The organism is Methylomarinum vadi (assembly GCF_000733935.1).
In the GTDB taxonomy this organism is placed as follows: Bacteria; Pseudomonadota; Gammaproteobacteria; order Methylococcales; family Methylomonadaceae; genus Methylomarinum; species Methylomarinum vadi.
Window position 1 is genome coordinate 1,261,675 of record NZ_JPON01000001.1, and the last position, 15,431, is coordinate 1,277,105.

Annotated in this window: 15 protein-coding genes; 3 read left to right on the forward strand and 12 right to left on the reverse strand. The window is 50.4% G+C overall.

Annotated features, from left to right (window positions below; genetic code table 11):
- Position 1: 1 nt before the first annotated feature.
- Positions 2-1,297, reverse strand: a complete 1,296-nt coding sequence (locus EP25_RS0106435; protein WP_031433107.1) for a M16 family metallopeptidase — start codon at positions 1,295-1,297, stop codon at positions 2-4.
- A complete protein-coding gene (locus tag EP25_RS0106440; RefSeq protein ID WP_031433108.1) occupies positions 1,287-2,657 on the reverse strand; it encodes a M16 family metallopeptidase in 1,371 nt (456 codons plus the stop codon). The genes EP25_RS0106435 and EP25_RS0106440 overlap by 11 nt, the downstream gene beginning before the upstream one ends.
- A 104-nt stretch (positions 2,658-2,761) precedes the next feature.
- Here EP25_RS0106440 and cyoE point away from each other — a divergent pair, with 104 nt between their 5' ends.
- Both cyoE and EP25_RS0106450 read left to right on the forward strand, forming a co-directional pair.
- Positions 2,762-3,652 carry a heme o synthase gene (gene cyoE / locus EP25_RS0106445; protein WP_031433109.1) on the forward strand — a complete coding sequence of 297 codons (891 nt, stop codon included), beginning with the start codon at positions 2,762-2,764 and terminating at the stop codon, positions 3,650-3,652.
- Positions 3,649-4,641, forward strand: a complete 993-nt coding sequence (locus tag EP25_RS0106450) for a glycosyl transferase family protein (RefSeq protein WP_031433110.1) — start codon at positions 3,649-3,651, stop codon at positions 4,639-4,641. The genes cyoE and EP25_RS0106450 overlap by 4 nt, the downstream gene beginning before the upstream one ends.
- Positions 4,642-4,834: 193 nt before the next feature.
- Here the strand turns inward: EP25_RS0106450 and EP25_RS0106455 are convergent, their stop codons facing one another.
- Together EP25_RS0106455 and EP25_RS0106460 are read right to left on the reverse strand one after the other, a co-directional pair.
- Positions 4,835-5,446 (reverse strand): PilZ domain-containing protein, encoded by a 612-nt coding sequence (locus EP25_RS0106455; protein WP_031433111.1) that lies wholly within the window; start codon positions 5,444-5,446, stop codon positions 4,835-4,837.
- Between the two features lie 161 nt (positions 5,447-5,607).
- Positions 5,608-7,269 carry an ATP-binding protein gene (locus EP25_RS0106460; RefSeq protein ID WP_031433112.1) on the reverse strand — a complete coding sequence of 554 codons (1,662 nt, stop codon included), beginning with the start codon at positions 7,267-7,269 and terminating at the stop codon, positions 5,608-5,610.
- 174 nt (positions 7,270-7,443) lie between these two features.
- On the opposite strand from EP25_RS0106460, the gene EP25_RS0106465 reads away from it, so the two are divergent.
- Positions 7,444-7,890, forward strand: a complete 447-nt coding sequence (locus EP25_RS0106465; protein ID WP_152555606.1) for a hypothetical protein — start codon at positions 7,444-7,446, stop codon at positions 7,888-7,890.
- 149 nt (positions 7,891-8,039) lie between these two features.
- Here EP25_RS0106465 and EP25_RS0106470 read toward each other — a convergent pair whose 3' ends face one another.
- The 8 genes from EP25_RS0106470 to aroA form a co-directional block, all read right to left on the reverse strand.
- On the reverse strand, positions 8,040-8,279 hold the full coding sequence (locus tag EP25_RS0106470) for a FeoC-like transcriptional regulator (RefSeq protein WP_031433114.1): 240 nt from the start codon (positions 8,277-8,279) through the stop codon (positions 8,040-8,042).
- Positions 8,266-10,599: a Fe(2+) transporter permease subunit FeoB gene (gene feoB / locus EP25_RS0106475; RefSeq protein WP_031433115.1), complete on the reverse strand. Its 2,334-nt coding sequence runs from the start codon at positions 10,597-10,599 to the stop codon at positions 8,266-8,268. Before feoB ends, EP25_RS0106470 begins: the two co-directional genes overlap by 14 nt.
- Positions 10,596-10,829, reverse strand: coding sequence for a FeoA family protein (locus tag EP25_RS0106480; protein ID WP_031433116.1), 234 nt, complete (start codon positions 10,827-10,829; stop codon positions 10,596-10,598). Before EP25_RS0106480 ends, feoB begins: the two co-directional genes overlap by 4 nt.
- A gap of 221 nt (positions 10,830-11,050) precedes the next feature.
- Complete coding sequence (locus EP25_RS0106485) at positions 11,051-11,302, reverse strand: LapA family protein (RefSeq protein WP_031433117.1); 252 nt, start codon at positions 11,300-11,302, stop codon at positions 11,051-11,053.
- Between the two features lie 40 nt (positions 11,303-11,342).
- Positions 11,343-11,648 carry an integration host factor subunit beta gene (locus tag EP25_RS0106490; RefSeq protein ID WP_031433118.1) on the reverse strand — a complete coding sequence of 102 codons (306 nt, stop codon included), beginning with the start codon at positions 11,646-11,648 and terminating at the stop codon, positions 11,343-11,345.
- A 60-nt stretch (positions 11,649-11,708) separates the two neighbouring features.
- Positions 11,709-13,373, reverse strand: coding sequence for a 30S ribosomal protein S1 (rpsA, locus tag EP25_RS0106495; RefSeq protein ID WP_031433119.1), 1,665 nt, complete (start codon positions 13,371-13,373; stop codon positions 11,709-11,711).
- Between the two features lie 94 nt (positions 13,374-13,467).
- On the reverse strand, positions 13,468-14,124 hold the full coding sequence (gene cmk / locus EP25_RS0106500; RefSeq protein ID WP_031433120.1) for a (d)CMP kinase: 657 nt from the start codon (positions 14,122-14,124) through the stop codon (positions 13,468-13,470).
- Positions 14,124-15,431, reverse strand: a complete 1,308-nt coding sequence (aroA, locus tag EP25_RS0106505) for a 3-phosphoshikimate 1-carboxyvinyltransferase (RefSeq protein ID WP_031433121.1) — start codon at positions 15,429-15,431, stop codon at positions 14,124-14,126. The genes cmk and aroA overlap by 1 nt, the downstream gene beginning before the upstream one ends.

Here is a 15,431-nt window from a genome sequence, read left to right on the forward strand (position 1 = left end):
CTTACTTTCCGCCGACCGTGATCGTCTGTAGTAATTTAGGATTTACCCGCCGCTGAAACGCGTCCTTTATCTGCGCTGCGGTCACCGCCTGAACCTTGTTCGGGAAGGTTTCCAGGTAATCCAATGGCAAACGATAAAAACCGATCATATTGACATATTCGGTCAATTTGCGGTTGGTATCGAAACGCAGCACGAAACCACCGGTAATATTCTTCTTGGCGGCTTCCAATTCTTTCTCACTGGGACCGTTCTCAATGAAGTCGGTTAACGTCCGCTTCATGATCTTAAGGGCCTTGCCGGTTTGGTCGTTACGAGTTTGCAAACCCATCGTGAAAGGCCCCGGCCGATACAACGGCGAGAAATAACTGTAGGCGCTGTAGGCGAGGCCGCGTTTCTCGCGCACTTCCTCGAACAACTTCGAGACCAAACCGCTACCGCCCAGAATATGATTACCGACATATAACGTGAAATAATCGGGGTCCTTGCGATAGCTGCCCGGCAAACCCGACAATACGTGGGTCTGCGTTGACGGAAACCGGATATGCCGGGTATGGCCTTTGCTGGGCATCGTGATTTCGGGGATGGGCTCCGGTTTTTCGCCATCCGCCAATCCTGACAAAAGCGATTCCGCCAAGCGTTCCGCTTGCGCTCTCTCAAGATCGCCTACAATCACGACCATGGCGTTGGCGGCGACATAATAGCGGCGAAAAAACTGGCGTAGATCATCGACCGTGAAGCCTGCAACCGTTTCCACCATGCCCTCGCTAGGATGGCCATAGGGATGGTCCTGGTACAGTGCCTTATAGAAAGCGATTTCGGCCACCGCGCCGGGCGATTCCTCGCGGTGTTTCAATGCCGCCAGCGTGCGATTTTTTTTGCGCTGAAAATCGGCTTCGTCAAAGGACGGGTCGGCCAATATCGTGCGCAATGTCGCCACGGCCTTGTCGAACAACGGTTTGTCCGTTAACGTCCGCAAGGATAGCCAGGCCATGTCGATGGACGCGCCGGTGCCAAACTGCGCGCCGACGCTTTCGAAGCGCTCGGCGATCTGATCGGCATTCCATTCCCCGGCACCGGTATCGAGCATCGCCGACGTAATCGAGGCCAAGCCGTACTGATAACCGTCGCGGGCGCTGCCGGCGTCGAAGGTCACGCGAATATCGGCCAAGGGCAGTCCTTCGGTGTGAACATAATAAACGCGGCTGCCGCGCGGCGTTTGCCAGTGTTCGATGTTTGCCGCCGACCATGAACTGTGTGAAAAAACCACCAAGACGATTGCCAGCCAATTAATACGCATCACTTATTCCCTCTCCATTCTCTATCTGGGTATGTTCTGAAATCGGTTGTGGCTCGAGATAAGCGATGCTCAGCCTGTCCTCGACCAGATATTTGCGCGCCACAGCGCGCACCTGTTCGGCCGTCACCTGATTAACCTTGTCCACATATTCGTCCACTTTTTGCCAGCCTACGCCGATGGTTTCCAGCATGCCCAACTGCATGGCCTGGTAAAAATTGGAATCGCGCTCATAGACGGCGTTGGCCAGTACCTGGGCCTTGATGCGTTGCAGCTCATCGTCAGTGACCAGTTCGCGCTGCAACTGATTAATCTCATCTTTGAGCGCATATTCCATATCGAATACCGTTTTGCCTTTGGCCGGTGTCGCATCCAGAATAAACAAATCCGGCAAACGCGAGGTCAGACCGTATCCGGCGCCGGCCGATACCGCGATCTGCTTGCCCCTGACCAGGCGCGAGGACAATCTAGCGCTATTGCCGCCATCGAGTATCCCAGCCAAGACCTCCAGCGCATAGGCCTCCCATTCCGGATCGGCGCTGGCCAGTACCGGCACCTTGTAGCCCATGACGATGTAGGGTAGTTTGGCCGGCAGCTTGACGGTCATTTTCCTGACCCCAAGCTGCTCGACCTCGGTTTGCGGTTTCAGCGGTTCGATGTCGCTGGGTTTCAATGCGGCAAAATGCTTTTCCGCCAGTTGAAAGACCTGTTCCGGCTCAACGTCTCCGACCACCACCAGGGTCGCGTTGTTCGGCGCATACCAGCGTTGATACCAGGCCTGCAAGTCCTCGATCCGGTAATTGGCGATATCGGCCGGCCAGCCGATGATCGGATTCCTATAGGGACTATTGGTAAACGCCATCGCCATGAAGTATTCCTGAACCTTGGCCCGCGGCTTGTCGTCGGTGCGCATGCGGCGTTCCTCGGTGACGACCTGCAACTCTTTCTTCAGCTCGTCGGCCAACAGATGCAGATTACGCATCCGGTCGGCTTCCAGTTTGAAACTGACTTCCAGGCGTGATTTCTCCAGGGTCTGAAAATAGGCGGTATAATCACGGCCGGTGAAGGCGTTTTCGTTACCGCCGTTCTCGGCGATAATGCGGGAAAATTCGCCGGCCGGATAACGGTCGGTCCCTTTGAACATCATGTGCTCGAGCATATGGGAAATTCCGGTGATACCGCCCGGCTCGTAACTGGAACCGACCTTGTACCAGATTTGCGAGACCGCTACCGGCGAACGGTGATCTTCCTTGACCAGGATTTTCAAACCGTTCGTCAAGACTTTTTCCTGCACTTTCGCTTCTCCCGCCTGAACCCATAACGGCAGACTCAATAATGCGATAATAATGACCCTATAATTCATGTCTCCCTCATTAATATTAAATGTTAGCGCGTCGGACTATTTCCATAACGAATAGTTCACTGTATTCTATACGCAACTTCTAGGCCGGTTTTAATTAACTCTGAATGACAAACACGACAACCACCCTTTCATGGCGAAATTATCTGGAACTGTGCAAACCCAAGGTCGTCGCCCTGATTGTATTCACCGCGATCGTCGGCATGTTGCTCGCGGTGCCTGGCGTGCCGCCGCTGGATACGTTCTTTTTCGGCACCTTCGGTATCGCCCTGGCCGCTTCCTCGGCGGCGGCTATCAATCATTATATCGATCATAAGGCCGATGCGGAAATGGCCCGCACTCAACACCGACCACTACCGAAAGGCGAATTAAGCACCAAGAACGTGCTGATTTTCGCGTGCACCATCGGCATGATCTCGATGCTGATGCTGGTTTTTCTCGTCAACTGGCTGACCGCCGCCCTGACTTTTTTGTCGCTGATCGGCTATGCCATTATCTATACCGTGTATTTAAAGCGAATGACACCGCAAAACATCGTGATCGGCGGCGCCGCCGGGGCCGCCCCGCCGGTATTGGGCTGGTGCGCGATCACCGGGGAAGTCCATCCTTATGCACTACTGTTGTTTTTGATCATATTCGTCTGGACGCCGCCGCATTTTTGGGCGCTGGCCATCGCCCGCCGGGACGAATATGCCAAGGTCGAGATTCCGATGCTTCCGGTCACCCATGGCAGCGAATTCACCCGCCTGCATATTTTGCTGTATACGGTGCTATTGCTGATCGTCACGCTGTTGCCCTACTTGACCGGCATGAGTGGGCTAATTTACCTATTAACGGCGATTCCGCTCGGCCTCGGCTTTATCTATTTCGCCGTTCTGATGATGGGCCATAAAGACAACAGAACGGCGATGAAAACCTTTGGCTATTCCATCATCTACCTGATGATCATGTTCGCCGCCTTATTAATCGATCACTATTATCTCTTGTCCCTGTCATGAACGAACATCCGTTTGCCGAATTTATCAAAATATTGGGTAAAGGCAAGAAGGGCTCGCGCCCATTGACCCAAGACGAAGCCTATCGCGCCATGACGATGATCATGAACGACCAGGTCGAACCGATCCAATTGGGCGCCTTCATGATGCTGATGCGGGTCAAGGAAGAAACGCCCGAAGAGTTGGCCGGTTTCGTCGCGGCGGCCCGGGAAAGTTTTCACCACGACACGCAAACAATCTCTGCCGATCTCGACTGGTCGTCATACGCCGGCAAACGCCGTCATTTGCCTTGGTTTCTGTTGGCTTCGCTACTGCTGGCGGAAAACGGCATCCGCGTGTTCATGCATGGCGCCGAGGGCCATACCGAGGGCCGCATCTATACCCGCAATGTACTGGCCATCCTGGGCATAAACGCCGCGACCTCGATCGACCAAGCCGCCCGGCAACTGCAGGAAAACAATTTTAGTTACCTGTCATTGGAACATATTTGTCCGAAACTTTACGACATGATCAACCTCCGACCGATGATGGGTTTGCGTTCACCGGTGCATACGCTGGTCAGACTGTTAAATCCGTTTGATGCCGCTTACAGCATTCAAGGCATTTTCCACCCCAGTTACCGTCAGGTGCATCAAAAGGCCGCGCTGTTATTGCAGCAACCGCATATGGCGGTGCTGAAGGGCGAAGGTGGCGAAACCGAACGTAACCCGGATATGGACTGTTTGGTACAGAGTGTGCATTACGATGAATTAAGCGAAGAAAACTGGCCGGCTATATTCGAGCGCCGCCATATTAAGCCGGAAGAACTGAATCCGCAGCAGCTGGCACAATTATGGCGAGGCGAATTCAGCGATGAATACGCCGAAGCCACCGTCATCGGCACCGCGGCGATTGCCTTGAAATTATTAGGCAAGGCCGATAACCAACAACAGGCGGAGGCCCTTGCCCAGAGCTATTGGAACGCGCGCGACAAAGAAAGGTTTTCCACATAGAAAATTCAGGACGTCGTTACTTAACGCATGCTGAACTCCCATGCCGAGTTTCTTTGGCGTTTTAACGACTCCTCGGAACTAAATAATCAATTTTTGCCGTGTTCGATTTTAGTCGTGCAGCTTAATCTGGAAGGAAACAGCGATTTAATTCACTCCATCAAAGCCTGCTTGGCAAGAAAGTTAGTAAAAGTCTTTATTCATGGATAAACCGAGGAACCCCCTTGATCGAATCCTTCTCCAGATACAGGTATTCCAGACCTAACAAAGTAGTTTCCTCGCCCTGCTCACGCCATATCACCTTAGCCTCACCCGACAATTCCAGCCGCTTAAACTCATAACGAAGAACCGCGCCAGGTTCCAAATCCAATTTGCCCTCCAACCGAATCATCAGGCCATCGACGGAAACGTTTTCGGTAGTGAAGGTGTGCGATTCGCCATTGATCCATACATGTCCCGGCGCCGCCATGTTTTTTCGGTAAGCGCGCCGCGAGTAAACCAAATTGTCGACATCGTAATAAATATTACGAAACTCGAGCGCGAACAGAAGGTGGCCATCGACTTTTTCCGACCTAACCATCTCGGCTTCACCAGCCACTCTGAGTTCGGGCAAATAGATGTCGATCACTGGCGATAGCTTGATGGCCTGAAAAACATCCTTAACATCATTCATCACGCCTTCAGTCTTCAATTCGGCCAACAAACCGGTGATGGAAACATTCCTGACCTTGACCTCCAGTTCCTGCCCGCCCATGTAGACAAAACCTTTTATCGCTAGATTTTTTCGATAAGAACGTTCTTCCGCCATTGTTTTTCTTTTCCATTTTGTCGGCTACATTTTTTTAATTATAGTGCCTGACAGAAATTTATACGGCTTTCGCCAAAAAATCCGACACAGCATACAGAGTCCAATTCTATCGCAATGCATTCCCGCTAGAAAACCTGCTACATCGGAACAACCATGATCAGTTAAGCACGCGTCTGTGTCCGCCAATTATTGACGATGCCCTCGACATCAAGCTCATCGGGACCTTCGCGCCAACCATTGTAATAATCGACATCATTACTTTTCGGTTCGGGATTAGGTCGGTAGATTTGCACCCGGGTCGGCAGAGGCGCGGCCTCACCCAGCACCAACGCCTCCCCCCGGCCCAGCGAGGTCAAGATATCGGTTAAATCTCCCTCCGCTTCCGGCACCAAGCCCCTGATATATTGCTGATCGTCAGGGTTAGTCGTGCGCAAACAGATAAAGGAGCTGCATTGCGACAGCATCGTTTCAGACAGCTCCGTCGGCCGTTGGCTGACCACTCCGATCGACACGCCGTATTTCCGCCCTTCCTTGGCGATACGTTCCATCATTTTCTTGGTGCCTTCGAATTGTCCACCTCTCTCCCGTGGAATATAGGCATGCGCCTCCTCGCAAATCAAGGTAATCGGGAACTCGCGCCGTTTCGGGTTCCAGTAATTGAATTCATAGGCAAGCCGGCCGACTTGGGCGGATACCGCCGGCCTGACATCGGTCGGCACCGAACTTAAATCGACCACGGTAATATTGGCTTTCTTATCCCCCAAACCGATGAACTCTCGCAGCAGATCGATCATGCTCGCAGAGGTGTTACGCTTTTTCGGCTTCAGCAGAAAATCATAACGCACATCGTTAAAACGACTCTGCATTCTGACTAGAAATTCGTCGAACTGGCCGAACAAAGCCCCCTTGGTCTTACCGAAGTCTTTTCGCTCCTCATTGGCGTTTTTAAACTGAACATACATTTCCGCCAAAGAAAAATAAATCGGCGTGTCGATCGACACAGCGCCCAGGCCGATTTTTTTCGCTTCTTTGCGTTTCAATTGCTGCAAAACCTCGCGCATGAACGCCATTTGTATCGAGGCACCGCTATCGTCTCTATCGATAAACAAATCGACCAACTCGGCATAAGTCATCATCCAGTAAGGCATTTCCAAATCCATGGCATCGACATAATTGACTCTTTCCTCAGGAAAAGCGGACTCGACCGTCCCCTCGTCGTTTTTCCAACAATACTCACCGTGCAGATCCAGCATGATCAAATGGGACTTCGGCATGGCCTTGATGGTGTGCTGAATCAGGCTGGTCACGGTCCAGGACTTGCCCGACCCGGACTGCCCTAGAATGGCAAAATGTCGACCGAACAAAGCCCTGGGATCGAGACTCAGATGATAATCCTTATGGGTAGCCAATTGGCCGATAAAAAATTCGTAGTCACGAAATTTGGAGAAAATAGTATTGATTTCGTGCAACCCGACCGCATAGACCTTCCCGCCGGGTGTCGGATAATGACGGACACCTCTGACAAAGGTGTTTTCACCGACGATTTCTCCGACCGGAATGAGGGAGATGAAGCGATCGCTGGCCCGGTTGCCTTGTTGGTCGAAACGGTCCAGTTCCCACATTTTATAGACTAGGGCCAGCACACCGATGTCCGATTGCCTGATGACCACATAAGACCCGACGTGTCCAGCCAGGATCTCCTCGTTCCCCACCTTGATAACCGGCAATTCCGTCGCATGTTCTTCCGCTATCCGAGCTTCCATACCGTCACCGCGAACTTCGGTCAAATACCCAATCAAAATGCTGGAATCTTGTTCTGCCATCTTATTTCCTATCAACAAATACACTGAACAAGCTTAGTTGAGTTTTTGCCGAGTTGAAAATTTAATATAATTAAAGCTTGAACACCCTCCCCTTTCGAAACCCGATAATCAAGGGTCAACGAAATTACATTTTCAATAATTTTGGCATTCAGAATGCTTGGGTCGACGGTAATGATGGAAAAAAAATCAACGCTTCGGCAGTATTTTCCTTATCCCACGATATCCCTAAAGAAAGCTGCCATATTAGTACTGATCGCCTTAGTGATCATCATGACGGAGGAAGTGATCGACGTTTTGATGATTCTGGGCCATTATGCTTTCGAAGCATTCGAATTGGTCTTGGAGGAGGTGATCCAGCACATCTTTCATGTCGACAAGGCGACAAGTCAGCTGTACGTATTTTATATTTTGATTGCGCTGGCGGCCGGGATGGCAATTTGGGCATACCGTAAAGGCCCGCTTTTATTGCTGCGCCTGAAGAATTATGTGAACATCGCGTATAGACATCAAAAGCAACAATGCATCGACTATTGGAAGGAACTCACAACCGTGCAAAAAATCCTGCTAATCGCCGTTTACATTCCTTTAACTTTGTATCTCGGCTCGTTTTTCCTCATTTAACGGCGGTTATGTCTAATTTGCAGTCGAAAATAGCACGGCAATCGATGGCAAAACGACCGGGAACGCAACAGATTAGTTAAAGGCGGCCTTGGGCGGATACGCATTGTCTCCCAACACCTCGTAAAAATTGACAAATCGGGAGACGAATATCACTGATCTGCATTACTTTTATCGACCCATTCATACAGTTCGGTCAACGCAGGATCGCATTTACAACAACTGCCGCCGCAGGATGAATTCAACGGCAACTGCCTAACCTTACCCTTGCCAATCCATTTGCCGAGCATACCGCGCAAGGCGTCGGCGTCGATATCGAAATGAATCGCCAAATCATTCAGCGACACTCTTTTCTGCTGTTGCAGATAACTTTTTAATTCAGACAAAATCATTTTTCACCACTTCGAATTGATTGGTCTTCCCATACATCCATAGGCCAGCCAGAACCATGACAAAAAATAGACTTAACACGGCAAGCCAAAGCATCGTCAACTGCGGATGCTGGCTGTAGGTCATCACCTGGTAAAACAAGGTCGCCGTCAAATAAGCCAGCCCCGTGGTCCAACACACCACGAATATAGCCCATCCCGGGCTGGTTTCTCGGTAAATTGCCGCCGTGGCCGCGACACAGGGAGCATACAATAAAATGAACAACAGATAAGCAAAAGCCCCGACTTTACCTTCGAAACTGGCCTGCATCGCGACAAATGTAGCCGTATTAACCTCTTGTTCGCTGGCGGCCGAATCCATATCGGCGACATTGCCGATATCCAAACCCAACGGATCCAACAGGTTACCGGCCACATCGAGCAGATTTTCGGGGATCGTTTGCCAAGCTTCTAGCAGAGCTTGCGTTAAATCGAAATCTTCCTCCGCCTGCCCCTCTCCTTCACTGGCTCCCATTTGGCTATATAACGCATCCAACGTACCGACGACCGCTTCCTTGGCTAACACCCCGGTAAAAATCCCGACCGTGGCCGGCCAGTTATCCGGCGCTATTCCCATTGGCTCGAATATTGGCGTCAAACCTCTGCCAATCTGGCTCAATACCGATTTCTGACTGTTTTCCTGGCCGAAACTACCGTCCGTCCCTAAGGCATTGAGAAAATTCAGCACCAGAACCATCGGCACGATGACCTTGCCGGCATTGAAAATGAATGCTTTCAATCTTTCCCAGGTTTTCAGGAAAATACCCTGCAAGGTCGGTAAATGGTAAGTCGGCAGCTCCATGATAAACGGTGTCACCTCCCCCTTGAACAGCGTATGGCGCATAATCAGACCGGTCAACACCGCGACCAAGATACCGATCAAATACAACCCGAATACCAAGTTTTGCCCACCGACCGGAAAAAATGCGGCGGCGAACAAGGCATAAACCGGTAACCTGGCGCCGCACGACATAAACGGATTCATTAAATTGGTCAAAATCCGGTCACGCCGATTGTCCAGCGTACGCGTCGCCATGATGGCCGGCACGTTGCAGCCGAAACCGACGATCATCGGCACGAATGACTTGCCCGGTAAACCGATCATGCACATAAACCGATCCATGACAAACGCGGCCCGCGACATGTATCCCGAATCTTCCAATGCCGACAAAAATACGAATAAGAACCCGACAATGGGAATGAACGTTGCCACAACCTGGACGCCGCCACCGGCACCATTGGCAATCAAGACAACCAGCCATTCAGGCAAGTGTAATTGTTGCAGGATGATAGCCAAGCCGTCGACGAGTAACGCGCCCACGGCCAAGTCGAAAAAGTCGATGAACGCACTGCCAATGTTAATCGTGAACAAAAACATCGCATACATTACTAATAGAAAGATCGGAATTCCCAAAAAACGGTTTAATACGATCAGATCGATTTTTTCACTGGTGTGCCGGGACACTTCATGCAGTTTGCAAACGCACGCTTGCGTCAGTTCGTTGACAAAGCTATAGCGGGCGTCGGCAGTCAAAATATCGATTTCTTCATCGGCCTTGTCCTCTACCTTCGTTTGCAATTGTTCGGCGAGCACGATGATGTCCGGGCCGGCAATTTTACGGGCCAAGGTATCGTTTTCCAGCAAACGTAGGCCGAGCCAACGCAAATCACAGGAAAACTCGGCCGCACGAGCGGCAAGGCGGGGCAATAATTCATCGATGGCCTTTTCGATTTCCCTGTGATAGGGAATCACCACATCGGGGACCGCGGGATGATCGAATGCATCGTTAACGACCTGTTTTAAGTGTTGCAATCCTTGGCCGATGGAAGCGGTCATGGGGATAACCGGGCATCCTAATAAACTGGACATCGCCGCAGTATCGATTTTGATACCCCGCTTGGTGACCGAATCCATCATATTTAATGCGACCACCATCGGTACACGCATTTCCAGCAATTGCGAGGTTAAATAGAGATTGCGCTCGATATTGCTGGCATCGATAATATTGACGATTAGATCGGCTTCATTGCTTGCAACGAAGTCCCGCGCCACTTTTTCATCCAGCGACACGGTATCATCGGCCGATTCCAGCGAATACGTACCGGGCAGATCGACCACCTCAATTTTAATGTCCTCAAAGGTATATTCACCGGTTTTCTTTTCTACGGTAACCCCAGGCCAGTTACCGACATGTTGTCTGGAACCGGTTAAGGCATTAAATAAGGTGGTTTTCCCGCAATTTGGATTACCCACCACCCCGACGACAAACTGCTTTTTAGTCATAATTTCTCGACAATCAACACGGCTGCTTCATTTTTCCGTAAGGACAAGGAAAAACCGCGAATCTTTATTTCGACCGGATCACCCAAAGGGGCAAAGCGAGTCACGGTGAACATTGTTCCTGGCGTCAATCCCATCGCTAAGAGACGCTTTCGATAAGCCTTGCCCGAGCTGGCAAACCCGACAATTTTGCCCGAGTCGCCGACCGTCATGGCATTTAAACTTTGTGTCATAAGCAACGTAAATCTCCTTTTATGGCATGAAATTACCGAGTCAAGCCTATCTTATTCCGGCACAAGGCTAGTAATCAATTATTAATAATCATTCTCATTAATGATGACTATACCATATCATGCTTTGATGCTATAGAAAACTTGATGGACAGCAGTCAAACAAGGGGAAATTGTTTATTTACCGAAAACACAGCTAAGACAAGCGCGACCCATCGTCGTGCTTATTTGACAATAGTTTTATCTATTTTCTTACTCAACTGAGCATATTGGGCTTTAAGCTTGACAATATGCATCAATGCGGCGAGAAAGCCGATCAGAATACCGGCAAATAATTCAATGGTCAGGGCAACCGTAAGCGGGAGGGAAATGGTGAAGAAGTAAAGATCGATCTGTACCGATTGAAAATTCAGCACGGAGAAAATCAACGCAATAATAAAGACTGCAAAAAATACGATTAAAGCCAAAAGTCTCATTATCAGGTTACTTTATTAATTGCGTTGATTGAAATACTAATTAATCAATAATTTTGTATTTTTCGCGCGATGCATCGACGCGGTCACGTAATTCCTTACCAGGTTTAAAATGCGGAACGTATTTCTCGGTCAACGAAACGGATTCTCCGGTTTTCGGGTTTCTACCCATTCTCGGAGGGCGATGATGCAGGGAAAAGCTGCCAAAGCCACGAATTTCAATTCTTTCGCCACTGGCCAATGTTTCACTCATCTGCTCGATAATACATTTCACCGCCAGCTCCACATCTTTTAAGGCAAGATGGGGCTGCTGTCTTGCAAGCGTTTCAATTAATTCTGATTTTGTCACACGCAATCCTAAATAAATAAAGAAAGAAGAGGGGATGAACAGGTCATCCCCCTCGCCTACTTATTTATCTATTTGTTTAAAGATATCACCCAATGTCGGTGTGCCAGCCGCGTTCTGCTGACTGTAATCTTTAATGGCATTGGACTCTTCCTCGATATCCTTCGCTTTGATTGACAGTGAAATGGATTTAGCTTTTTTATCGACACCGATAAACTTGGCTTCGATCTCATCGCCTACATTCAACAGGGTACGGGCGTCTTCGACCCGGTCACGCTGAATCTCGGAAGCTCTTAAATAGCCTTCGACATTTTCAGCCAATGTGATGACAGCGCCTTTGGCATCGACTTCCTTCACGGTACCGTTAACCAGGCTACCTTTTTCATGCAACGCGATGTAGTTTTGGAATGGATCTTGTTCCAGCTGTTTGATACCCAAAGAGATACGCTCACGTTCGGAATCCACTGCCAGAATAACGGTTTCGACTTCGTCACCTTTTTTGTACTTGCGGATCGCCTCTTCGTCGTTCTCGTTCCAGGAAATATCGGACATGTGAACCAGACCATCGATACCACCATCCAAACCGATGAAGATACCGAAATCAGTGATAGATTTGATCTTACCGCTGATTTTATCGCCTTTGTTATGAGTTGCCGCAAATTCATCCCAAGGATTCGGACGGCATTGTTTCATGCCCAGTGAAATACGACGACGCTCCTCGTCGATTTCCAGAACCATGACTTCGACTTCATCACCCAGCTGAACTACTTTGGCCGGATTGACGTTTTTGTTGGTCCAATCCATTTCAGAAACGTGTACCAGCCCCTCAACGCCTTCTTCGATCTCAACGAAGCAACCGTAGTCGGTCAGGTTGTTAACCTTACCGAACACGCGAGTACCGGCAGGATAACGACGGGCGATGTTTTGCCATGGATCTTCCTCCATTTGCTTCATGCCCAGCGAGACGCGGGTTTTTTCTTTGTCGAACTTCAAGACTTTAACTTGAACTTCTTGCCCGATTTCAACACACTCGGAAGGATGACGAACACGACGCCATGCCATATCGGTGATATGCAACAGGCCGTCGATACCGCCCAGGTCGATAAACGCACCGTAATCGGTCAGGTTTTTGACCACACCGGTGACAATAGCGCCATCTTCCAGAGTTTTCATCAACTCTTCTCTTTCTTCGCTGTACTCTTTCTCGACGACGGCACGACGCGACAATACGACGTTGTTACGTTTTTGGTCAATTTTGATGACCTTGAATTCCAAATCACGGCCTTCCAGGAAAGTCGTGTCTCTGATGGGGCGTACATCCACCAAAGAACCCGGCAAGAAGGCACGTAGCGCGCCAACCGCCACAGTGAAACCGCCGCGAACCTTCCCGGTGATGCGACCGACCACCGTTTCGTCGTTTTCGAAGGCTGTCTCCAGTTCACCCCAGGCTTTGTTTTTCTTAGCTTTATCGCGGGAAAGAAGCGTGGAGCCGAGTCCATCTTCGAATAAATCGAGAGCCACCTCAATTTCATCGCCAACTTCAACCTCCAGGTCGCCATCCGCATTCAAAAACTGCCATTTCGGAATTACACCTTCAGATTTGGCTTGAGTACTGACGATAACGAATTCATTTTCGATATCAATCACAGTACCCGTTAACATTGCACCAGGACGCATTTCAGTCTTGGCTAAACTCTCTTCAAATAACTCAGCAAAGCTTTCGCTCATATTTCTTTCCCAAGCTTGTTATCGTTCAAACAAGCTTTAACATCTCAATAAAAGTTAAAAAAAGCTGCTTTCTTCAAGCAACACCCACACAGCCCTAGCGGACCAAATTCATTACTTTCTCGATCACCTGCTCGATAGTTAAATCCGATGAATCCAAATATAGCGCATCCTCCGCCATCGCCAAAGGAGCGATATTACGCTCTTGATCGCGGCGGTCACGGGCTTCTATCTCGCTGGTAATTTGATCAAGGTTAGCACCGATTCCTTTTTCAATCAACTGTTTATATCGCCTTTTCGCCCTTTCCTCGGCACTGGCGGTCAAATAGACCTTATATTCGGCTTCGGGAAACACCACCGTCCCCATATCCCGCCCATCGGCCACCAACCCAGGCGGCTGCTGGAAGTCCTTTTGTTTTTGCAGCAGCACCGCCCGTACTTCGGGATAGGCTGCCACAACCGAAGCGGTATTACCGGTGGTCTCGCTGGCCAATTGCGGCGTAATATTCTCGCCATCGAGCCTAACAGTCAGCTCATCGCCGCAATCGAATTCTAACGACATCGCTTGCGCCACCTCGGTCACGGCACCGACATCCCGAACATCGACACCCGCTTTCAATACGGCGATTGCCAGGGAGCGATAGATGGAACCGCTATCGAGATAATGCCAGCCCAATTTTTTGGCGATCGCACGGCAAACCGTGCCTTTCCCGGCCCCGCTAGGACCATCGATAGTCAAAACCGGTATATTCATTATTCACTAGCCAGATTCAAACCCAAATTCGTCGCTAATTCGCGAAATTCCGGAAAAGAGGTATTCACGTTCTCGCAATCCTGAATCCTAATCGTATCATTGGCGCGTAAACCCGCGATCGAGAACGCCATCGCGATGCGGTGATCGCCATGCGAATCGACGGTTCCGCCGCCGATGGCGCTGCCGTTGATGACCATACCGTCCTCGGTAGGCTGGGCATCGACACCGAGTATCTGCAGGCCGTCCGCCATCACCTGAATCCGGTCGGATTCCTTGACGCGTAATTCCTTGGCCCCTGTCAAACGCGTTTGCCCTTCGGCACAAGCTGCCGCGACAAACAACACCGGGAACTCGTCGATCGCCAATGGCACCAAGTCTTCGGGGATATCGATGCCTTGCAATTGGCTGGAGCGAACCCGAATATCGGCCACAGGCTCGCCACCGACCGAGCGTTCGTTCATGATCTCGATATCGGCACCCATCAGACGCAAAATATCGATCACGCCGGTCCGCGTGGGATTGATACCGACGTGTTTCAACGTGACATCGGAATCCGGGGCGATGCTGGCTCCAACCAAGAAAAATGCTGCTGAGGAAATATCACTAGGCACATCGATTTCACAAGCCTTCAGTTTTCCCTCGGAATCGATAATCGCTTTATTGCCTTCCCGCACCACCGGATAGGAAAAACCGTTCAGCATGCGCTCGGTATGATCGCGGGTCGGCGCCGGCTCGGTCACGCTGGTCTCGCCCTTGGCATACATACCGGCCAAGAGCAAACAGGACTTGACCTGTGCACTCGCTATCGGCATGTCGTAATGAATGCCTTTTAAGTTTGCTCCACCCTTTATTTTCAACGGCGCGGTACCATCCGGTTGAGTTTCGATCTGCGCCCCCATCAGCACCAATGGTTCGGTAACCCGCCGCATCGGCCGGGACTCCAACGACTTGTCGCCGGTCAGCACGGTATCGAATGCTTGCCCGGATAACAAACCGCACAATAACCGCATAGAGGTTCCGGAGTTACCCAAATAAAGCGGCTGCTCGGGTTGTTTCAAACCATGCTTGCCAACGCCGTGAATCGTCACTTCGCCATTGACAGGCCCTTCGATTTCTACTCCCATGGCACGAAACGCCTGCAAGGTCGCCAGCGCATCCTCGGCATTCAGGAAACCGGTCACATGGGTCACGCCTTCCGCTATAGACCCCAGCATAATGGAGCGATGTGACATGGATTTGTCGCCCGGGACCCTGATTTCACCGCGCAAACTGCCGCCGGGGTTAACTGTATATGTAATTTCTGCCAT